This window comes from Mesotoga sp. H07pep.5.4 (assembly GCF_003664935.1).
Taxonomy (GTDB): Bacteria; Thermotogota; Thermotogae; order Petrotogales; family Kosmotogaceae; genus Mesotoga; species Mesotoga prima.
Map to the genome: position 1 here is coordinate 207,502 of NZ_JFHM01000004.1, position 20,709 is coordinate 228,210.

A 20,709-nucleotide genomic window follows, 5' to 3' on the forward strand; every position below is an offset into this window, starting at 1 on the left:
TCCTTTACTACCAGACCATCTCTGCACCTTTAACGGTGTAGAAGGGAAGTATTACATCACTAGGACTAACAGTATTGAAATTAACTACAACTACAGCAAAGTAATTATCTTCATCCCAGAGAGTTCCGTATTTCCCTTCATGAAGCAGTGCTACCACGGGATTAGTTACTGCCTCTTCTTCAAAGTTACTGCTTGCTTCAGAAAGATAGAATTCGTTCTTAATATTGAATATCTGAGTTGCCCTGTAATCTTCGCGGTTTATCTTGACGAGGAAAATTTGTGTGTCTGAATCATAAAAAACGTTTTGGGAAACGTACAGTGACACATCCCAGTCTTCTACTCTCCATCCTGAGTCCAACCCTACAAGGCTATGCGGTTCGATACGCATCTTAAATCGGTTGTAAGCAATATCTACAGACTTGAACGAGTTTTCCATTTCTGTAGTGACAGATGTCGAACTGCTATTCACAACATAGAAGGGATCACCGTGGAATACAACTTGCGCAGGTGGAAGATCACTCTCATTTTTAGGGTACACTCCCCAACCTATTCTGCTGTAATAAGCAGTTGGATGAAGAGCTTTGCTGAGTTTGTAATATACGGGAGTCCTTGTTGAGTTTGATCTATTTCCATTTAAATAATCCTCAAACCACAAGTCAGGCATATTGAACCCAAGACTCTTCTCGAAGACCTCAACCAATACATCTGGTATCTCACTAACGTGTTTCACGATTTCTGAACTGTAGTTCCCGTGTTCTCCACTTACACTGGTTCCGGAGATTTTAGCAGTAATTTTGATTTCGAAGTTTTCGTTGACTGGAAGATAGACAACCGCTTTCGAGTTCTTGGTGCTCGGTATTACTTTAACCAGATCGTTTCTCGATGTCCAGCTACCATATTGAGGTTTGACCTCTACTAACCACTGGTAGTTAGACGATGGATCTGGAGTAAACAATAGCGCTGCTGCTTCAATAACGACAGGTTTTCCCGGTTCCCATCCGATTTTCTGTTCTAGAAGCAAAATACTTCCCTTAACTGGGAAACAAGAAGAAATTGCAAACGCAACTATTATAAGCGCACCCAGCATCACAAACAACTTTGCTCTTTTCATTTCCATCCCCTCCCTTTCAGGTATTCCCTGACAAACTCATCTTCCTTATCTTTTGTAAGACCGTCCAGCCTTGCACAGAACAGCTCGTCTAGAACATCTCTTATCTCGGGGCCTTCCCTCATGCCGTATCTGGCCTTAAGTATATTCCCGTTGATTGACAATTTCGTGTCATTCAGTCTCTTCAGATAGGCAAGGAATAACAAATCCTCCTGTTCATCCAGATAACTGTTGACGAAGTTAAGTACTTCGGGCTTGTTCGTCTTCAGAGATCTGTAGAATTGAGAAGGAGTCTCTGGCTTCTCATTAACTATTATACCTGCAGTGGCTATCGCATCATTAAGCCTTTCAAGATAGTTTTTCGGCAATCCATAACGTGCTATGCACCATTCAACGGATTTCGAGTCACTCTTTCTTAGGATTATCATTAAGAGTGTGTAGAACATCCTATCTTCTCCAATTAGCAAAGCGTTTCTCTCTCTTCGAAGGAAATAGCGCTGGAGTTTGATGTCTGTCTCTCTGTCGAATTCCGTTTCGGGGAAGAGCTTCTCCATAACACCAAGGCTGGCAAGTCTTCTCAAGGCCTTGAGTGGAAGCGGCTCTTCAATTGCCTTGCTCAATTCGTCTCTCAGTCTCTGCCCTGTTACCCTATCGAGATATCCTTCAGCTGCACATTGCTTGAGCAGCTCGGCGGTTCTCACTTCTATCTCGAACCCAAAGCGCTGTTCAAATCTTACCGCTCTGAGGATTCTTGTCGGGTCCTCGATGAAGCTTAAGGGGTGGAGTGCTCTTATAATCCCTTTTGAAAGGTCCTTTCTCGATCCAAAGAAATCGATCAGAATTCCAAAATCCTCCTGGTTCAGTTTTATAGCCATAGCATTTATGGAGAAATCTCTCCTGTAAAGATCTTTCTTTATCGTGCTCATTTCGACCTCAGGAAGAATCGCTGGTTTCTTGTAGTATTCAGTTCTCGCCGTCGCAACGTCAATCCTCAGACCATCGTTGAAGAACATCGAACTGGCGAGAAATTCCCTGTGCTCGACAATCTTAATGTTAAAGTACTTCTTGAAGGTCTCTGCAAAGAGATTGGCATTGCCTTCGACCACTATGTCTAGATCGAGATTCTTTTTTTTCAAGAGAAGATCCCTCACAAAACCTCCAACTATGTAAGTCGGCATGTTGAGCTCGCTCCCAACTGCACCGAGAAATCTTAGCATGGTTACTATGCGTTTTTCGACGCGTTCCTCTATCAAATCTTCTACGGGGAATTTGGCATAGTTCTGATCACCTATCTTTTCTCCGGGATCGATTATCCTTCTTCTTCCAAAAGTGCTCTTCAGGAGATCAGTTCGTGTCACTATTCCACTCAGGATACCACCGTCGAGGATTAGAATTGCAGTTGTATCGTTTTCTACCATCTTATCGGTTACCGCCTGAACCGAATCGTCTACCGATGCCGTCACAAAGAAACGGTCCATCACTTCAATTATTCTTCTCGCTGCCAGTCCGTGCCTAATGGCTTTTTCGGTATTCCTGTATTTGGCTATACCTACAAGCTTTTCCTGATCAACTACCGGCAGAGTGTGATGACCCGTTCTCTGCATGATTTTGAAGACATCTTCAACCTTCATCTCTGCAAGAGCGGTTCTGACCGGTGAAGACATAATATCTCTTACTTTGATGAGGCGTTCAATGTTGTTTTCGAAGTTTTTTATGATTTTTTCTTCGGCTTCTGCTGACGTGCAGTTTTCAAAGTAACCAAGTGTGTATGATCCGCCGCTGTTTCTTTGCACACCATCGAGTTCGGCAGTGTCGAGATTCATGTATTTCGATCTTAGGGTGTAATATACTCGATTGTTGGTTTCGAGAAGGACAACTAGATTCTCTACGCCAAGAAAGGACCAGAGTTTTTCTACCACGAGGCTAAACCCTCCCGGCAGAAAGTCTCTTCTTGCAGATGCAATGTTGATCTCTACCCCTCTGATCGATGTCCTTCTCAAACCCAGTATCAGTGATTCTATGAGCCTCTGTTGTGAAGCGCTCAGCTTGTAGCCCGAGTAGATTCCAAGATCGTCCGGCCGTGCACCTAGATCGATAAGCCATGCGGCAGTACTCAGATCTTGTGCTCTGGTAGAGGCATGAGTGAAATTTCCGGTTTCCCTGTAGATTGCTGTCGCAAATAGGGTTGCCTCATTTCTGGATATTTCTTTCTTCTTTTTCCTCAGTTGATTGCACATGAGAGTGGTGCAAGCTCCAAGATCCTTGAAAATTCCTTTTTGTGCTTCACTCAAGCTTGTCCTGTGATGGTCGTAAAACCTCACGTCGGTATTTCTTTGAATTGATTGTTGAAGAGAAGCGGGAATTCTTTTTAGATCAGATGTATCAACGACTATCAAAGAGGAGAGATTGGAAATCCGTATCTCATTTACGTAATAAAATGAAAGCAACAGGCTTTTAGATGACAGAAAACGTTTCAATGCGGGAACCAGCTGTCCCCCAAACACAATCATGTGGTCGGGATATATCTTCTGCGCAGCAACAGCGGATGCAAATGCATCGAAATCGGGATTACGATGTGTCGTTATTACCTTCAAGATTGCTCCACCTCTTCAGTTTCTCGTAAAGCGTACTCTTACTTATCTGGAGTATCGAAGCCGCCTTTGTTTTGTTTCCGTTCTGTCGGTCTATCAACCAGCTGATGTAGCGTCTTTCCAGCTCATCTAGGGAGACCTCTCTGAATCTGAAATCCTGGTCATCTGCTTTCTCCACTTCAGGAAAGGCAAAGCTGGACACACCTTCAAAGCTGCCGTTGACTGCGAGGATTGATAAAAGTCTGTTCCGCAGCTCTCGAATGTTTCCGGGCCAGTCATATGCTTTCATCTTATTCATGAAATCCTCTGGAATCGTCGGTGGCTTCTTCATTCCAAGCTCCTCACAGAGCCTCGGCAAAAAGTGATGGATCAGAATCGGGATATCCTCACGTTTTTCTCTTAGCGGATCTATCTTAATCTTCACGACGTTCAATCTGTAGTACAGATCACTCCTGAAGTTTCCTTTCGAAACTTCTACCTCAAGATCTCTATTTGTGGCTGCGATTACTCGTAGATCAAGCTTTCGGGATGTGGTGCCCCCAAGCCTCTGGCTGGAGGATGTCTCGAGGACCCTCAGAAGTTTCACCTGCATTGGAAGGGGCATCTCGGATATTTCGTCAAGGAAAAGTGTTCCGCGGTGGGACTCTTCTATCAAACCCGGTTTTGAATTCATGGCACCCGTGAAGGAGCCCTTTTCGTAGCCGAAAAGCTCACTCTCAAAAAGGTTTTCCGGTATTGCACCACAGTTTATGGGAACAAACTTTCCTCGTCCACTTTTCTGGTGTATAGATCTCGCAACCACTTCCTTTCCAGTGCCACTTTCTCCCTCAAGAAGCACCGTGACTTTCTTTGGTGCGATTGCTGCGATCATTTGCTTCAGCTCGAGAATATTTTTGCTCTTTCCGATTATCTCTACGGAGGGTTCAGTAGTCACCAAGTCGGCCAGACTATCCCTTTCCCTTGAAACCTCCGAGAACTCAATTGCTCTCTTAACTTCGAGAAGCGCATGGTTTAGATCAAAGGGCTTCTCTAGAAAATTGAAAGCGCCTTTTTTGACTGCATCTATTGCAGTGTTTATGTCTCCATGAGCGGAGACAACTATCACCGGCGAACTGAGTGCGGCTTCGGAAATTATGTCTAACCCCGATCCATCGGGAAGTCTGACGTCCAGTATCAAACAATCGAAGACCTCTTCAGAGATCTGCTTAAGCGTCTGCTCGAGATTGTAGACCTGAACTACTTCGTACCCCTCTTCTTCTAGCGCAGCGCCCAGGAGACCGTTAAAGGCCAGATCATCATCAACCACAAGGACTTTGCGCTTCATCTAATTGCCTCCTGAAGGTTAATACAAATACTGTTCCTTTCCCTTTTACACTTCTCATTTTCAATCTTACATCGTTTTCCTCGCAGAAATTGTAGACTAGGTACAGTCCAAGTCCCGATCCCTCGGTCTTAGTTGAAAAGAAAGGCTTAAATACTTTCTGCAAATTGGACGGGTCGATTCCCTTTCCCGTATCGGCAACAATCAGTGTCAAGTATTCTTTTGAGGCTCTAACTTTTGCGATAATGGAGGTTTCTGAAGGCAGACCGGCTTCGACGGCATTCATGAAGAGGTTCTTGATAACATTCTCAAGCCTTCCGCGTTGCGCCAAGACCAGCCCTTTTTCGAGCGAGATTATTCTAAAATCTATCTTTCTTTCCTGAAAGATCGAGGACATGAAGGTCGCGACTTTCATAACCTGCTCAGAAAGATCGACCACGTCGAATTCCTCTCCATACCTGAAAATCTGTAGGATTCCACCTACCCTACCTTGAAAGGCATTTAGCTCCTTTTCAAGTGTATCAATGTACTCTGGTTTTCCCGTTCTCCTGTATAGATCAAGCGCAAGCCTAACATTTGCCAGCGGTTGCTTGAGACCATGCGCGAGATCGGCTACTGTTTGCGCATCGACAGCATATCTTCTCGTTTTTTCTAGAAGCTGTTTTGTCTTCCATTGACTGGTCATATCGGTAAGGGTTAGCAGATAACCGCTTTTCTGCTTATGGACAACCGACACAAGGTATCGCTTGCCAAGTTTCTTGCTATAGACTTCATACTGACCTTCTTGAAGCGGAAAAATCAAACCTGTCCTTCTTGCAAATCTATCTATCCGGAGATATCTTCCTTGCTGACTACCGTAAGAGAAGCTCTTTGTGAACGCGTCGTTGACGAGATCGAAATTTCCGTTCTCGTCCACTGAAGCAACGGAAATCTCCAGGGTGTTCAGAAGCTCTGAATAATCCCTGTACAGTCTTTCGTAATAATTTCTTTCCTCTTCAATTTGAAATGAAAGACTTCTGTAGAAGCCGTAAATCTGATTGAACTGCCCTTCAAGTTCACCGATTGATTTTCTCTCGCCTGTTTGTACAAGCCTAACTAGCCTCTCCAACTGTCTTACCAGAGCGAAATAGACGGATGCTAACGCCGCAAGAGAAAGAAGAGCAATCAAAACCACTCGATCAAGACTGAACCCTTCAATGAAAGAATAGATAAGCCCAGTTCCCAGCACCGCACCACCAACAATGTAATGGTAGCCGGGTTTGAAAAGGCCTCCGTCAAGTTTTGACAATTGTTATGGGTTCCCCTTCCTCAATGGCGAGGAGCTCCCGGGCACTTCCCTTGTTCACGGTGATTTCTAGGAAGCCGCTTGAATCGAAATGGGCAAGCAAATTTCCGGGATTCACATCGTAATAAGTATTTCCGAATGTAGCTTTGAAAGGTTTTCTGCCCTTTCCAATTTCAAGAATTTCTCCTTCTTCAAAATCATTAGCGAGAGCCTCTGGAACATTCGTTTCCAGGTTACCGAAATTATCGTAGAAAGCAACCTCCCCAGAGAGTACATTTCCTTCTCTGGCAGGTTTCTTGTATTTAAGATATTCGAAGCTCATTAGTCTAGAACCGAGTTTAGCCGGTTCTACGCCTGCATCGACATGGGCTGCAACGGGCGCGAAAATGTCTCTTCCATGGAAGCTCCGGGAATTTCCCCTGTGGTACTCTCTATTTTCCAGCTCTCGTATTTCGTGGATTCCGTACTCTTCGGCAGCAAGTGTGAACAAACCATTGTCCGGTCCAACAAGGCGTCTTCCATCTTTCAAAACCATCATTATTGGCTTTCTTGATGTCCCTACCCCAGGATCAACGACTGCTAGAAAGACTGCATCTGCCGGAAGATCCTTTATTGCCCTTTGCAAGACATAAGCACCGTGTCTTATGCTGTAAGGTCTAATATCATGACATATATCTATTATTTCCACCATTCTATTTATTTCTCTCATCACGACTTTAGTCACGCCGACATAGTAGCTGTTTGATCCCCAGTCAGTAAGAAAAGCAATCATTCTAATCCCTCCATTTGCCAACAATTGAAGAAAACACTTTTTCGATACAACCGAATCCGACCCTGTATAGATTCGAATCTGTTTTACAGTCAGAAGCACCGAAGCCAGGAACAGCAATACAGTAGTTTGAGATCAGATTTGAAAGTTCCTCTTCGTTACTTGTCTTTGCCGGAAGAAGCAGAACCGCAAGAACTTCAGCCTTCTCTCTAAGGAAATCTATATGCCAGTGCTTCTTCTTTTCTTCTAAGAGGTGCCTCTTAACCCTTTCCGTCAGTGAGTTCATTGCCGATCCAACATATAAGTAGTATCCCGATTCAAGATGCCACTTTTTTTTGCTCGAAGATACCTCTGCCGCTTCTCTGAGAAAAAGCAAGACAATGTAATCACCCTTATTGTAATCCATAATGTAGATATTATACGACAGCAAACCTGCCAAGAACCGTTTGCTCTGAAATGAAAAGGTGTTCAATGTATAATTTGTTGAGGTGATTTCCTTGGCAAAAGTTGTGGTTAATACCGTGAGCATAGGGGCCAATGCGAAAAGAGTTAGAGAACTGGCCGAAGTTAATGGGGTAGAAATCGCAGCGGTTACGAAAGTTGTGTGTGGAGACCCGACGATAGCATCTATACTGTTGAATAGTGGAGTAAAGGAAATCGGCGAATCCAGGTTGGAAAACATTTCAAGAATTATGAATGCTGGAATTGATTCTGATTTTCTTTTGTTAAGACTTCCCGAGAGATCAAAATTCAGAGAAGTGTTGGATAATGTAGACACCGTGCTCATTGGAGATCTTGATTCATTGAGCAAGCTTTATGAACTCTCATCTGAAACAGGGCAAGAAGTGAATTTCATATACATGATCGATACGGGAGACCTTAGAGAGGGAGTTATGTATTACGAGGCGGAATCGGTTTTGGAGAAAGCATTCGAAATTGCCGGTGAAAACCTTGAAGGAATTGGAACCAATCTTGGATGCTTTGGGGGCGTAATTGCAACTCCAAAGAAATTCGAGATTCTTCTTTCTTTAGGTGAGTTCCTTAGAAAAAAGACTGGCTATTCATTGAGAAGATACTCTGCCGGGAATACTGCGTCACTGCCTCTTCTCGAAAAAGGGATAGTTCCGAAAGGTATAAACCATTTCAGATTGGGAGAGTCGATTCTTTGTGGGACCGATATTACGAACAACAGAGAGGTTCCTGGAACACTGCAGGATACGTTTACACTGTATGGGGAAGTAATCGAAATAGCGGAAAAGCCATCCGTACCGATAGGCGAAATAGGTCGTGATGCTTTTGGAAGAATCCCCCATTTTGAAGACAAGGGCAAAAGAATAAAGGCGATACTGGATCTTGGAGAACAGGATGTTCTTCCCTCAGGATTGACGCCACTTGTCGGGGGATGTGAAGTGCTACACGCTTCGAGTGATCACCTGATAGTCGACGTGACCGAGTCCGAAAAGTCTTTTTCTGTAGGGGATTCGATTGGCTTCAGAATGTCGTACGGTGCGCTGCTTAGGGTGATGACCTCACCGTATATAAGGAAGGTTTACGAATGATAAGGCGCCTTCAAAAGTGCGATGGAGAAAGAGTAAGAGAGATCGTAAAGACGATCTGGGAGGGTGATGACTACATTCCTCATGTCTTCGAAAAATGGGTTGAAGACCCTTCATGCCACTTCATGGGACTCTGGAAAGACGGGACATTAGTAGGAATAGATAATCTCAGACTCTTAAGCGATAAAGTGGGCTGGATGGAAGGAATGAGAATAGATCCTGCTCTTCAGGGCAAAGGGTTTGGCAAGGAACTCGGAAAACAAACCCTGGCCATTGCGAAGAGAATCGGGCTCGAAAGGCTTTACTTTGCGACCTATTTCGACAATACTGCCTCGATCAGAATGAATGAAGCCTTCGGTTTCAACCGCATAGGTGTTTTCACAAACCTTGAAAGTGAGATAGGAGATATCTCAGATTCCTCCTTCGCTTTTAATGTGGATTCAGAGATTCCTGAAATTCTCGATCAGGTAAGTGAAGACTGGGCTTTTCTCCCTAAGGAAATTCCAGACAAAGCGAGATTCCTAATTCAGCCAACTAGGATTCACGATGGGGATAACTGGGCAGTTCTTTCCAAAAATTCGAAATCTGAAAGCTGCGTGGACATCAATTACATCTCAATAGCGGAAGAACGGAAAGCCAGGTCCTTCGTGCATGGGCTGAAGTGCTATGCACAGTCGAAAGGGTTTGAACGGGTCCATACAATGGTGAGGGAGGACCTCGATTTGGAGCCTTTCTTGTACAATGGATTCAAACCTTTCGAAAGAGTAAAGGATGTCTTCCTTTATTTTGCGGACAGCTCGGTTCTTGAGATCTGACTTCCAGCAGAAATGGCTTGAATGAATCCGTTGGTCGGTATTACTCTTGATTCTAATATATCTACGTCGGTCGCTCCTACACATCGATGTCTCTATATTAAGCATTACGCAAACAAGAGATGATTAACGACAGTTCTATGCAAATGAACTCTTGGCTATGATCCGAATTTCTTGTCTAAATCGTGAAGTTCAAAGGTTATGAATCACTAATTTGGAAGGACATTACATGGATGTGAGGCAGGCACAATTGAGGATTCATAGTCTCTCGTATAATTTCCCTTTAACCTTTATCGATACGACTGTGCACCTCGGAAAGAGGAACTGCATTCTTTGTAAAGGCGGACAGGAAAGTTGAGAGTGACAAGCGAATTCGGTTCATTGCCCTGCCCGTGTGTCTTCTGAGTTAGTGCAAAGTGAAAAAACATGAAAGACACCTCCCTATACTTGGGGACTTTGTCCGAAGCAAGAGACTGCGTTTTTGTGAGCTCGAGAGACTAATAAGAAACTAAGTTCCTTCCTATTTTCTTTTCTCTTACATTCTAAGTCAGTCTTGGCCGGGTCTAGAGCCGATTGGGTTTCCTTCGTTGAGTCATAGTCTCAAGAAATCAGAGCGGATTTGTACTTGAGAATCGGCCTATCGAGATCCTCGGCAGTCTAACACGAAAGACTTTGTGATTACCTGGGGTTGTATTATGGCTTAAGGCAGAAGATCGTATCGGAAATCAGATCAACCTTTGACAGAACCAGCAAGAAGCCCTCTCAGAAAGTACTTTCCGAGTAATATGTAGACTATCAATGTTGGGAGAGCGGCCAGCAGCGCGCCGGCCATCTGGACATTCCACTCGACAACCTGACTCCCCGCTAGATTCACAAGGGCAACGGTAATCGGCTGTTTTGTGGGGTCGCTGGTAACGGTCACAGCGAAAAGAAACTCATTCCAGATATTCGTGAATTGCCAAATGACTACTACTACAAAACCAGGGAGGGATATAGGAAAGAGAACCTTCAGATATGTCTTGAATATGCCTGCTCCATCTATGTTGGCCGCTTCGATTAATTCCGTAGGCACTTCGCTGTAATAGTTCCTGAAAATCAAAGTGGTTATCGGCAGACCGTAGACCACGTGAACCAATACCAATCCCCAAATAGAACCGTAAAGTCCAATATCCTGGAGGAAGCGAATCAGAGGAAAAAGAACACTCTGATAAGGAATAAACATTCCGAAAAGAACGAGTGCAAAGAGAAGATCTGAGCCCCTGAACTTCAGTTTAGACAAAACATATCCGTTTATCGATCCAACGATTGCCGAAAGAAGCGTCGCAGGGATGACCAGCAGAAACGAGTTTCTTAAGTTGGGTGCAAGGCGACTGAAGGCCTTGGCAAAACCATCGAAGGAAAGGTCGTTCGGAGGAAACCACATTCGCTCAAGACCCACTTCTTTCAGGGGTTTGAGACTTGTTGCCAATAACACATAGATCGGCATCAGAAAGAATAACGCAAAAACCGTCAGAAGGGCATAGATTAGAATCCTCTTGATCATATTCTCTTCTCCTTTCTGAAGGCAGAAGCAAGGTAAGGAATTATGACCACAGCAACCATCAGAAGCATGATTATCGCTATTGCTGAGCCAGTAGCATATTTGTTCGCTCTGAAAGTGGTTTCGAACATGTAGATGGCAGGCACGTCGGTCACGTTGTTTGGACCACTGCCGGTCATAGCGTAAACAAGATCAAAGATCTTCAGTGAGATGTGGCCTAGAATAATCATTGCGCTTAAAGTTATCGGTCTCAGAATCGGAAACTTGATCTTCCAGAAGATCTGCCAGCCGGTCGCGCCATCAACTTCGGCAGCCTCTACCAGATCCTGGGATATTCCACGAAGCCCCGCAAGGTACATGGCCATTGTGTAACCTGACATCTGCCATACGGCTGCGATTATCACCGGAATCAGTGCAAAGTTGAAATTGAGGAAACTCTCAGTGCTGGTGAACCACCTCCATTGAAGAAAATCCAGCCCCACCAGACTGAATAGAAGGTTCATACCCTGAGGATTGCTTGGTAAGATTCCCGGAGCGAAGATCCATCTCCAGACTGCGCCTGTCACAACAAATGAAAGCGCCATGGGAAACAGGTATATATTTCTAAAAATGCCTGATCCCTTGAGGTTACGATCAATCAGTACCGCCAAAACAATCCCAAGCAGAAGACAACCGAGAATAAAAAAAAGGGTGAAATACAGAGTGTTCCACAGATCGGTCTGAAACCTCGGATCTTCGAAAAGTCTGAAATAATTCCTCAATCCAACAAATTCGAATTCGCCTTTAAGAAGCCTAGCAAAGCTATTCCAGTTGGAAACAGAAGTTCTAACGGTCCAACCAATGAAGAAATAAACGAAAACTCCTATTGCCGCAAAGGTCGGAGAGAGAATGAGAAAGGAAATGATCCCTCGTTTTGTCTTCCTTTTGATATGGAACACCCCCAAGAATGGGGCCTGCAGATGCAGGCCCCACTTTGCAAGGATTAATAGATGTAATCTTCAGCAGCGCTTTCTATGGCACTCAGGAAAGCTGCTCTGTCTTTTGTAGTAATGAAGATGTTTACTGCATCGTTCAGTTCCGTTATAAAGCCTTCAGGCGCAGCAGATCCATGTGCTATAGAAGGACAGAGAGCGTTTGTAGAAAAGTCCTCCATAGACCATGTCAGGTAAGGATCATAGAGTGATTTATCTGCATCCAGTCTTGCAGGAATCGAACCCTTTATCGGGTTGAAGGCATCTTGACCTTCGACCGAGGCAACTATTTCGAGCCACTTAAGAGCGTTTTCTCTGTTTGGTGCGCCCTTTGGCAAGCCAAATGTATCCGTTACCACCATAAAGGAGCCCTCGGTTCCTGGAACTGCCATCCAGCTGAACTCCACGCCCGGAGTCCATCCTAGAGTCTTCAAATATCCTTCGGCCCAGTCTCCCATGACGTTGAAGGCAGCCTTTCCATCGAAGACCATCCTTGTTGCATCCTGCCAGGTGAGAGCAGCATGGTCTTCGTTTACATACTTAATCAGTTCTTCGAAAATTACTATGGCCCTTTCAATTCCTGGATCTTCGAAACTTGTTGTTCCATCCCATAAGCCATTGTACTTATCTGGTCCCAGAGCCGAAAGCAACACGGTCTCAAAAAGATGACCGGCCTCCCACTTGTCTTTATCGCCTAAAGAAAGTGGTATGAAGCCTGCCTCCTTGATTTTTGCACAAACTTCGAGAAAACCCGGTCCGTCGCTTGGAACCTCATCGATTCCGACCTTCTCAAGAATCTCGTTGTTAATAAAGACAACATTTCCCCTGTGCACATTCACGGGAATTGAGTAAACTTCACCTTCGTAACTGCAGATAGTCATAATATCCTTCGGGAATTTATCAAGTATTCCCCAGCTCTCTAAGATGTCAGTCAGTGGCTCCATCATTCCCGTAATTACGTAGGTGTCGATTAGTTCCATTCCTCCGTGGACCTGGAATGAGTCAGGAGGATTGCCGCCAAGCATTCGTGTCTTCAAAACTGCTTTTGCGTTTGTGCCTGCGCCTCCTGCGACCGTCGCGTTGATTATCTCCACGTCGGGGTACTTTGTTTTGAAGACCTCATAAATGGCAGCGAGTCCTTCTTCTTCGCCTCCACCCGTCCACCAGCTAAAGATCTCCACACTTCCTGAAGCAAAGAGCAGACTCACGGACAAAAGAAGAACTGCCAGCAAACTTTTTCTCATTTAAACACCCCCTGTTATTCGGCATACAGCCGTACGGTTATCTTCTTCGCCCTTCAGACCAAACTAGCCTCTACTTGAGATTATACTACCGTTAACAATATAATAAGCAACTTCAAAAAAGGGGAGTAAAGATTACAGATTGAACTGTTCCTCCTAAATAATTGCTAGAACATGTGACTGAGTTCAACACAAAGAAGATTGATCACATTTCGGAACCTGGGACAGAATTTTTGAATCGGAGGTTTTCTCAGCCAAGACTTATAATGGTATTATTTAGTGAATAGAGACGAGGAGGGATTACTTTGTCATCAGTGAATATTTCCATTATCGGTGCAGGAAGTGCTGTGTTTTCTCTCAGACTGGTGAGCGATCTTTGTAAAACGGAGGGTCTTTATGGCAGTAAGGTCACATTGATGGATATAAACCAAGATAGACTTGATGCCGTTTACATTCTTGCATCAAGGTTTGCAGAAGAGATGAATGCCAATCTCGAGTTTTCAAAGACTACTGTGCTGGAAGAAGCAATCAAAGGGAGAGACTTCGTTGTAAACAGCGCTTTGATTGGAGGACATGATTTTCTGGATAGAGTTAGAGCGATCGGCGAAAAGCACGGTTATTTCAGAGGCATAGATTCACAGGAATTCAACATGGTATCCGATTACTATACTCTTACAAACTGGAATCAACTCTCGTTTTTCCTGAAAATCGCGAAGCTTATGGAAAGACATGCACCTGACGCCTGGTTGCTTCAGGCTGCAAATCCTGTCTTCGAAGGAACTACGCTAATCAGAAGACATTCTAGTATTAAGATGGTTGGCTTTTGTCACGGACATTATGATGTCCGCGAAGTAGCAGAAACCTTAGGCATACCAATAGAGGAAGTAGACTGGCAGGTTGCCGGTGTGAACCATGGAATCTGGCTTAACAGATTCAAAAGAAACGGTGAGGATCTCTACGCTTTGATTCAAAAGTATGCAGCTAACTATGATCCAAGGAGATTCAAACCTATCAACCCTTTCAATGTTCAGATGTCTCCGGCGACAATTGACATGTACAGATTCTATGGACTGGTTCCAATAGGAGATACGGTTCGTAACAGCGGCTGGAAACACCACTACAATCAAGAGACTCTCGTAAAATGGTATGGGGCTCCATGGGGCAGTCCTGATTCCGAACCTGGCTGGCAATGGTACAAAGAACAGCTTGGACAGGTGACAGGTGCTACTGTGGCACTTGCCAAGGCAATCGAGCAGTTCCCCGAGGCAAATCTCGAAAAATTGATAGTCGAAGGTTCAAGAGGTCTTTCAGGAGACTTCGCCAGACAAGCGGCTCAGCTTTACAACAAGAATTCTCTCAGCGGTGAGCAACACATACCCTTTATAGACGCAATAATAAACGACAGTTCAGCGAGATTTGTCTTAAACACGCTAAACGAGGGAGCAATTCCCGGGATCGAAGATAACGTTGCCGTCGAAGTGCCCGCTTTGGTTGACAGAGAGGGAATTCATACAGAAGCCATAGATCCCCCTCTCCACGAAAGAATCGTTAAATGGTATATAAAGCCAAGGGTACTAAGAATGGAGTGGGCTCTCGAAGCGTTCATTGAAAGGGATTCCGATCTAATTGTTGAAATTCTTTTGAAGGATCCAAGGACAAAGTCATATGAGCAGGCGAAAGCAGTGGTAAGGGAAATCTTTGAGACGGAAGGGCTAAATGAATAGGTTCAAAGAACCGATACTTCATGGGTAAATCGAAGTTAAATTAATCTCTTCTGTTTGTTCTCGCAAGGTAATGGCGTAGGAATGTACCGAGGCTTCCAGATTCGATGGTTGCCAAGCTGACGGGGTGGTCGAATTGAATGACGTCTTCCGTTGTCCCTGGGCTGAAGTTGACAAATTGTATATTGATTACCACGATACTGAATGGGGTGTTCCCCTGCACGATGACAACATATGGTTCGAGTTTCTGATTCTAGAAGGAGCACAGGCCGGCCTCAGCTGGCATACTGTCCTGAAGAAGAGAGAAGAATATAGAAAAGCCTTCTCTGGGTTTGATCCTCGAGTCGTTTCAAAATATGGAGAGAATGAAATAACTAAGCTAGTCGAAAATCCGGGAATAATCAGAAATAGAAAGAAGATTCATTCGGCAATTAACAACGCAAAGAGATTTATCCAGATTCAAGAGGAGTACGGAACGTTTGACAGCTATGTGTGGAGCTTCGTCAACAATAAGCCGATCATAAACACATGGAAGAGCCTTTCCGAGATTCCCTCTGTTACTGAGAAGTCTGTTGAAATCTCGCGATCCCTTAGAGAGAAGGGATTCACTTTTGTTGGGCCAAAGATAGTATATGCACTGATGGAGGCAACAGGTATAGTGAACGATCATCTGGTGGGTTGCTTCAGATATTCTGAAGTTCTCCGATGCAATTGAGTGTTCCAGGATACACTGAAGAATTGATGATATAATAACTCTTAACTTGTAGGAGATTAATGGGGGGTTTTTATGAGCTGGCTTAATACAGAAGAGATTTTCGCCCTCATAGATTTGATTGATTCCAGTAACGATTCATATGAAGAGAGATTCAAGAGAGTTTTAGCCACTCCTCTCGCCAGTATGTTTAAACAATTCCATATACGCGATTCAGAGGCAAGGGAATGCCTAGTGGCCGCCTTTTCGCGTAGAGAAGATCTTTCTGGTCTTTCAAAGGACTGCACGGAGCTCATAGCGTACATGGATAAAATCAGGGGAAGAAAGCTTGAACTGAGAGCTTTCTTCGATTTGATTATTGAGAATGAAGCAGGAATTAGATCTAAGGCAATATCCAAAGCACAAGAGTATCTTCCTAAGGGAGTAACTTTTGATGGCCTGAAGGTCTTTTTCATTCCTATGCCTTATAATGCAAATGCCGATCATAGAGGTGTGTATTTCGATCCGCTTTTTGCTCTTGATATGGGTCTTGAAGCTATTGAAGAAGTAATGGCTCATGAGGCACATCATGTAGCAAGGAATTCGATAACAAAGGAAAGACTTGAGTTCGGTGATTCTCCACTTGATCAGTTGGTCTACAGATTTGTGGGCATAGAATGTGAAGGAATCGCAAATATGGTTAGCGATGCGTCGAGAATACCATCAATGAAGAGAATTGCGCTGCAGCGAACGAAAATGATGGGAGAGTTCGAAAAGCATCTCGAATTGCTTCAAGAAGTGTTCCTGAATCTCTCCTTTAAGAACATCTCCGACGACGAAGCAAGGTCGATTATGGAAAGAAGCTGGTTTAGTGTCGGGAGCCTTGCCCCCGTGGGAATGAGAATGGCTTTGGAGATCGAAAATGAGTTAGGGAAGGACAGACTCATCGAAACTGTCGGAGACACCGTTGGATTCCTTAAATCCTATCAGGAGGTAGCTCTGAAAAAGTCCTACTACCTCCTGGAAGATGAAACGTTTATTAAGCTGGGTCAACTTCTCAAAGCGTAGCCTATCAAATCTTTGCTGCGAAACCTGAGCCGAATTCTCTGCAGTCATCAAGGCTGTCTTCGTCTGGTGACCAAAGCTTTTTTAATCCTGGCTGAACGATTTCGAAGCCGGCATCTTCTACCATTTTTGTCAGAACATCCACAGACTCTCCACTCCATCCATAAGTACCAAATACGGCTGCCTTTTTACTCTTGAAGGACAGACCTTTTACTTCATGAAGCATACCGGAAAGCGGTGCCAAGATTCCTTTGTTCACTGTAGGAGAACCAAAGAGAGCTGCCTTGGCCTTAAACAACTCCGTCACAATATCGTTCTTGTCTATTTTTCCCGCATTGAAGAGTTTGACGGCGGTACTACCACTAGCGCTGGCAATGCCTTCTGCGATGGCTTCGGCCATTTTTCTAGTCCCCTCCCACATCGTGTCATACACAATTGTCACCTGATCTTCCTGGTAGTTGTCTGCCCACTCAAGATACTTCTTGACAATCTGTGCGGGATCCTCCCGCCAGATGACTCCATGACTGGGGCAAATCATATTCAATGGAAGATTGAATGACAAGACCTCCTCGATCTTCTTTATGACCAGTCTGCTAAATGGAGTGAGGATATTTGCGTAGTACTTCACTGCTTCTTGAAATAGTTCCGCCTGATCTACGAGGTCGTTGTAGAGAAGTTCAGTTGCATAATGCTGACCAAACGCATCGTTGCTGAAGAGAATTGCGTCACCATCGAGATATGAAAACATCGAGTCGGGCCAGTGCAGCATAGGTGCTTCAATAAAGGTGAGCGCCTTACTGCCGAGATTTAGAGTGTCGCCGGTTCTTACTGTGACGAAATTCCAGTCCTTGTGGAACTGCCCTTTGAGGGACTTGACTGCGTTTGCAGTACAATAGATCGGCGTGCCGGGAATCTCTTTCATCAACGCAACCAGTCCACCGCTGTGATCAATCTCCCCATGGTTGGCGATTACGTAGTCGATCTCGGATAGATCAATTTCTTTTTTCAGGTTCTCCACGAATTCCTCTGCAAAAGGTGCCCAGACAGTATCGATCAAAGCTGTCTTTTCATCTCTAATCAAATATGCGTTGTAGCTGGATCCTCTGTGGGTTGAATAGTCTTCTCCATGAAATTTCTTCAGTTCCCAGTCAACCTTTCCTACCCATGTTACGCTATCGGTTATTTTCCTGCCCATTTCGATACCTCCTTAAATACATCAATACTCTACCAAGATTACCGGCTTTAAGCGGTAACATTTGTTACACAATTCTTCAGGCTCTGACCAAAAATCATCTGCCGTGCAGTGTTCCTAATTAAAACGGAGACGTCTATCAGCTTGGGAAGGCTGGTTGTTGAGGCGTTTGCGTTTGATCATGACATTTCGCCTTTTCTTCAAGAGATCTGAATTTTGTGTGCTCAATGGTTGGGATCTAAAAGTATCCTCAGATGCGTGATATGCTAATATATAGTTTGGCGCATTGTCTTTTGCCCTTTTTCGTTCTGGTTGTTGAGGGTTCAGCAAAGATTAGTCGCGAATGATAGGAGTATCTCATGAGTAATGACATCACTTATTTATTTGATCTTGATGGAACGCTTAGCTCTGTTTCCGATGAAGATTTTGCACGGCGGTATTTTCAGCTCATCTCGCTCTTTGCCAATGGAAAAGTAGACTTTGAAAAACTGATGGTCTCTTTGAAAAGCGCACTCGAAGTGCTGTTTGATAGAAGAGACGGCATAAAGAGCAATTACGAACTCTTTATGGAAAGCTTTGTCCATTTCATGGGAGATCACACGGTAAAATGGTACGAGGATTTCTTCGATGAGTTTTACGAGAACGAGTATGAAGAACTTGAGAAAATTGTGAGCCCTAGAGAGAATGTGGTGGAGGCCCTGAAAAAGCTTTACGGCTCGGGTAGAAAGATAATTATTGCAACGAACCCAATCTTTCCACACAAGGCAATAAGAAAAAGACTTCAATGGGTGGGAGTGGATGAAAAGCTAACCAACTACGTGACCACTATGGAGAACTCTCATTATGTAAAGCCTAGTACAGAATATTACCTGGAAATTCTGGAGAATAACTCACTCGATGCAAAGTACTGCGTAATGATCGGGAACGATTACAAAATGGATGGTGCTTGCACGTCTGCGGGGATTGAATATGTCGATGTGAGTTCGATTCAATCTATCTGGAGAACATCTTAGACTGCACTCCCGCCATAAGTTCAGCCGTAAATCTCGAGATCAAACGCAGAACATCTTCTCTGTCCTGGGCATTTTCAACGAAATCATATTTATCACCATCGATTATCAACTTCCGACAAAACGTGACTCTGCCGATCCATTCTTCGTATAGTCCGTTGAGTCTTTCGATATAATCCTCGCTTACGCCACTTTCAAAACCCCGGCCCCTCTTTTTTATCCTTTTCAACAAGACGTTCTTAGTGCATTTTATGTAGACAATGCCATCGGGCGCTGTTAAGTGTTCTGAGAGCGTTTCATAAGTGTCCAGATAAAGTCTCCAGTCGCGTTCATCTATGTAGCCCATCAGTTTGAGATTGCGGGCAAATATCTCCACGTCCTCGTAAATAGTCCTGTCCTGAAGTATGACAGCACCTTCAGTTACGACTCTCTTCAGAAAGTCAAAACGCTTTATTAGAAAGAACAACTGCGAGTGAAAGGCCCACCGCTCCATATTTGAATAGAAATCCTCCAAAAATGGATTTTCATCCACGGCCTCGTAGACACCTCTAAAGCCCAGTGTTTCCTCAAGCAATGAAGTCAGAGATGATTTTCCTGCTCCAATGTTTCCGCATATTCCCAAAATCATAAGTTCGCCTCGATTCTGCTGAAAACCATGTTGAGATCATCAACGTTTCGCACAAAGTCTATGCTTGAAGTATCTATCCTCAGGACTCTGCTCTCGGAAAACGCTGCCATGTATTTCTCATATGTGTCGCTTAGCATAGCAATATACGTTCTATCCATTCTCCTCTCAAACGGTCTATCTCTGAGAGCTATTCTTTTCATCAGGGTGTCGATATCCGCGTAAAGATAGATTATCAGATCTGGATAAAGCACCTGATCTTTGAGAACGGAAAAGATCTTCTCGTATAGTTTCAACTGTTCTCCTTTCAAAGTTAGAGACGCAAAAAGATGATCTTTCATGAATGCATAGTCTGAGATAACCCCCTGTCCCTGCGAAGCGGCTTTTTTAACATTCGATTGCTGATCGAACCGGCTTATCAAAAAGAAAAGCTGAGTTTGAAAAGCCCACCTTTCGATGTCTTCATAGAAGTGCGCAAGAAATGGGTTTTCTTCAACAACTTCGAGCACTACCGGCATTGTATACTTTTGAGACAACAATTTCACTAGAGTCGTCTTACCTACTCCAATTACACCCTCTACGGAAATATACTTCCCGCTTGCTTTAGAAAACATCATAAGAGTTTCTTCCCCCGTTTCTCAAAACATGACCAATACTCTCGACCACCTGATTAACATGTCCGCGATGCCTTTTCAAAAGGAAGACCATTGGAAAAACAGTTGACATTTCATGACTCAGTTATTCCTAAGATGACCTAAGCCCATCGAAAAAGGGCTTAAGATAATCGATGACGGGTTCAAGATAGTAATGTACAGTTTCATGGTAACCCGGAACAGAGAGTACTATCGAATCACCGATTGTTCCGGCTCCAACTCTGTAAAGACACAACGAGGGATCGGCGACTATCGCGTTTCTAAGCATCGCAGTTTCAATTCCCGTTGCTCTTTTGTCCACGAGAGATAAAACGACCTCCGGACCTATGTCCTCTTTGTATAGCCCCGTTCCTCCAAGAACAAGAACGATGTCGTTTGAGCATGAATCTGAGTATATAGCCTCTTTCAGGTCGCTCATTACAGGGTCAACGTCTGTGGATCCAGTATACGTGATGCCATGACTCTCGAGGATCTTCTTAGAAATCTCTATGGATTGCGATATCTCATCAAAAAAGCCAGATTCAAGAACCCTTATTATTTTGCAGCTGTACACTGAAC

At 44.1% G+C, this 20,709-nt stretch carries 19 protein-coding genes; 6 read left to right on the forward strand and 13 right to left on the reverse strand.

The window, feature by feature from the left end; translation table 11 throughout:
* Positions 1-7: 7 nt before the first annotated feature.
* Genes Y696_RS02250 through Y696_RS02275 form a run of 6 tightly spaced genes read right to left on the reverse strand, consistent with a single transcriptional unit; the run spans position 8 to position 7,504 of the window.
* Positions 8-1,111: a hypothetical protein gene (locus tag Y696_RS02250; protein WP_121509717.1), complete on the reverse strand. Its 1,104-nt coding sequence runs from the start codon at positions 1,109-1,111 to the stop codon at positions 8-10.
* Positions 1,108-3,702, reverse strand: coding sequence for a CBS domain-containing protein (locus Y696_RS02255; protein ID WP_121509718.1), 2,595 nt, complete (start codon positions 3,700-3,702; stop codon positions 1,108-1,110). The genes Y696_RS02250 and Y696_RS02255 overlap by 4 nt, the downstream gene beginning before the upstream one ends.
* Complete coding sequence (locus Y696_RS02260; RefSeq protein WP_121509719.1) at positions 3,677-5,023, reverse strand: sigma-54 dependent transcriptional regulator; 1,347 nt, start codon at positions 5,021-5,023, stop codon at positions 3,677-3,679. The genes Y696_RS02255 and Y696_RS02260 overlap by 26 nt, the downstream gene beginning before the upstream one ends.
* Positions 4,998-6,308 (reverse strand): PAS domain-containing sensor histidine kinase, encoded by a 1,311-nt coding sequence (locus Y696_RS02265; RefSeq protein WP_121509720.1) that lies wholly within the window; start codon positions 6,306-6,308, stop codon positions 4,998-5,000. Before Y696_RS02265 ends, Y696_RS02260 begins: the two co-directional genes overlap by 26 nt.
* Positions 6,295-7,077 (reverse strand): S-adenosyl-l-methionine hydroxide adenosyltransferase family protein, encoded by a 783-nt coding sequence (locus Y696_RS02270; protein WP_014730248.1) that lies wholly within the window; start codon positions 7,075-7,077, stop codon positions 6,295-6,297. Before Y696_RS02270 ends, Y696_RS02265 begins: the two co-directional genes overlap by 14 nt.
* A gap of 1 nt (position 7,078) precedes the next feature.
* Entirely contained in the window at positions 7,079-7,504 is a 426-nt protein-coding gene (locus Y696_RS02275) for a DUF123 domain-containing protein (protein ID WP_236609192.1), read from the reverse strand.
* Positions 7,505-7,562: 58 nt separating this feature from the next.
* Between Y696_RS02275 and Y696_RS02280 the strand changes: the two genes are divergently transcribed.
* Both Y696_RS02280 and Y696_RS02285 read left to right on the forward strand, forming a co-directional pair.
* Positions 7,563-8,633 carry an alanine/ornithine racemase family PLP-dependent enzyme gene (locus Y696_RS02280; RefSeq protein ID WP_259459828.1) on the forward strand — a complete coding sequence of 357 codons (1,071 nt, stop codon included), beginning with the start codon at positions 7,563-7,565 and terminating at the stop codon, positions 8,631-8,633.
* On the forward strand, positions 8,630-9,445 hold the full coding sequence (locus Y696_RS02285) for a GNAT family N-acetyltransferase (protein WP_121509722.1): 816 nt from the start codon (positions 8,630-8,632) through the stop codon (positions 9,443-9,445). The genes Y696_RS02280 and Y696_RS02285 overlap by 4 nt, the downstream gene beginning before the upstream one ends.
* A 727-nt stretch (positions 9,446-10,172) precedes the next feature.
* Here the strand turns inward: Y696_RS02285 and Y696_RS02290 are convergent.
* The 3 genes from Y696_RS02290 to Y696_RS02300 are packed head-to-tail and all read right to left on the reverse strand — an operon-like array spanning position 10,173 to position 13,197.
* A complete protein-coding gene (locus Y696_RS02290; protein ID WP_006492001.1) occupies positions 10,173-10,985 on the reverse strand; it encodes a carbohydrate ABC transporter permease in 813 nt (270 codons plus the stop codon).
* Positions 10,982-11,926, reverse strand: a complete 945-nt coding sequence (locus tag Y696_RS02295; protein WP_121509723.1) for a carbohydrate ABC transporter permease — start codon at positions 11,924-11,926, stop codon at positions 10,982-10,984. Before Y696_RS02295 ends, Y696_RS02290 begins: the two co-directional genes overlap by 4 nt.
* Before the next feature lie 38 nt (positions 11,927-11,964).
* Entirely contained in the window at positions 11,965-13,197 is a 1,233-nt protein-coding gene (locus Y696_RS02300; RefSeq protein ID WP_121509724.1) for an ABC transporter substrate-binding protein, read from the reverse strand.
* A 302-nt stretch (positions 13,198-13,499) separates the two neighbouring features.
* Here Y696_RS02300 and aglA point away from each other — a divergent pair, with 302 nt between their 5' ends.
* The 3 genes from aglA (at position 13,500) to Y696_RS02315 (ending at position 16,674) form a co-directional block, all read left to right on the forward strand.
* Positions 13,500-14,918: an alpha-glucosidase AglA gene (gene aglA / locus Y696_RS02305; protein WP_121509725.1), complete on the forward strand. Its 1,419-nt coding sequence runs from the start codon at positions 13,500-13,502 to the stop codon at positions 14,916-14,918.
* 133 nt (positions 14,919-15,051) lie between these two features.
* Positions 15,052-15,630, forward strand: a complete 579-nt coding sequence (locus tag Y696_RS02310) for a DNA-3-methyladenine glycosylase I (protein WP_121509726.1) — start codon at positions 15,052-15,054, stop codon at positions 15,628-15,630.
* A 72-nt stretch (positions 15,631-15,702) separates the two neighbouring features.
* A complete protein-coding gene (locus Y696_RS02315) occupies positions 15,703-16,674 on the forward strand; it encodes a DUF5700 domain-containing putative Zn-dependent protease (protein ID WP_121509727.1) in 972 nt (323 codons plus the stop codon).
* A 4-nt stretch (positions 16,675-16,678) separates the two neighbouring features.
* On the opposite strand, the gene Y696_RS02320 is transcribed toward Y696_RS02315, so the two are convergent.
* Positions 16,679-17,866, reverse strand: a complete 1,188-nt coding sequence (locus Y696_RS02320; protein WP_121509728.1) for an anaerobic nitric oxide reductase flavorubredoxin — start codon at positions 17,864-17,866, stop codon at positions 16,679-16,681.
* Between the two features lie 356 nt (positions 17,867-18,222).
* Here Y696_RS02320 and Y696_RS02325 point away from each other — a divergent pair, with 356 nt between their 5' ends.
* Entirely contained in the window at positions 18,223-18,876 is a 654-nt protein-coding gene (locus Y696_RS02325) for an HAD family hydrolase (RefSeq protein WP_121509729.1), read from the forward strand.
* Here Y696_RS02325 and Y696_RS02330 read toward each other — a convergent pair.
* The 3 genes from Y696_RS02330 to Y696_RS02340 form a co-directional block, all read right to left on the reverse strand.
* A complete protein-coding gene (locus tag Y696_RS02330) occupies positions 18,857-19,501 on the reverse strand; it encodes a deoxynucleoside kinase (RefSeq protein ID WP_121509730.1) in 645 nt (214 codons plus the stop codon). The two genes, Y696_RS02325 and Y696_RS02330, sit on opposite strands and share 20 nt — an antisense overlap.
* Entirely contained in the window at positions 19,498-20,115 is a 618-nt protein-coding gene (locus tag Y696_RS02335) for a deoxynucleoside kinase (RefSeq protein ID WP_006492014.1), read from the reverse strand. The genes Y696_RS02330 and Y696_RS02335 overlap by 4 nt, the downstream gene beginning before the upstream one ends.
* Before the next feature lie 127 nt (positions 20,116-20,242).
* On the reverse strand, positions 20,243-20,704 hold the full coding sequence (locus Y696_RS02340; protein ID WP_121509731.1) for a molybdopterin-binding protein: 462 nt from the start codon (positions 20,702-20,704) through the stop codon (positions 20,243-20,245).
* Positions 20,705-20,709: the final 5 nt, after the last annotated feature.

Coding starts and splice junctions, on each gene's coding strand:
- Y696_RS02315 (WP_121509727.1), top strand. CDS start 15,703: ATGAGCTGGCTTAATACAGAAGAGATTTTCGCCCTCATAGATTTGATT.
- Y696_RS02335 (WP_006492014.1), bottom strand. CDS start 20,115: ATGATGTTTTCTAAAGCAAGCGGGAAGTATATTTCCGTAGAGGGTGTA.
- Y696_RS02320 (WP_121509728.1), bottom strand. CDS start 17,866: ATGGGCAGGAAAATAACCGATAGCGTAACATGGGTAGGAAAGGTTGAC.
- Y696_RS02290 (WP_006492001.1), bottom strand. CDS start 10,985: ATGATCAAGAGGATTCTAATCTATGCCCTTCTGACGGTTTTTGCGTTA.
- Y696_RS02260 (WP_121509719.1), bottom strand. CDS start 5,023: ATGAAGCGCAAAGTCCTTGTGGTTGATGATGATCTGGCCTTTAACGGT.
- Y696_RS02250 (WP_121509717.1), bottom strand. CDS start 1,111: ATGAAAAGAGCAAAGTTGTTTGTGATGCTGGGTGCGCTTATAATAGTT.
- Y696_RS02300 (WP_121509724.1), bottom strand. CDS start 13,197: ATGAGAAAAAGTTTGCTGGCAGTTCTTCTTTTGTCCGTGAGTCTGCTC.
- Y696_RS02270 (WP_014730248.1), bottom strand. CDS start 7,077: ATGATTGCTTTTCTTACTGACTGGGGATCAAACAGCTACTATGTCGGC.
- Y696_RS02325 (WP_121509729.1), top strand. CDS start 18,223: ATGAGTAATGACATCACTTATTTATTTGATCTTGATGGAACGCTTAGC.
- Y696_RS02330 (WP_121509730.1), bottom strand. CDS start 19,501: ATGATTTTGGGAATATGCGGAAACATTGGAGCAGGAAAATCATCTCTG.
- Y696_RS02285 (WP_121509722.1), top strand. CDS start 8,630: ATGATAAGGCGCCTTCAAAAGTGCGATGGAGAAAGAGTAAGAGAGATC.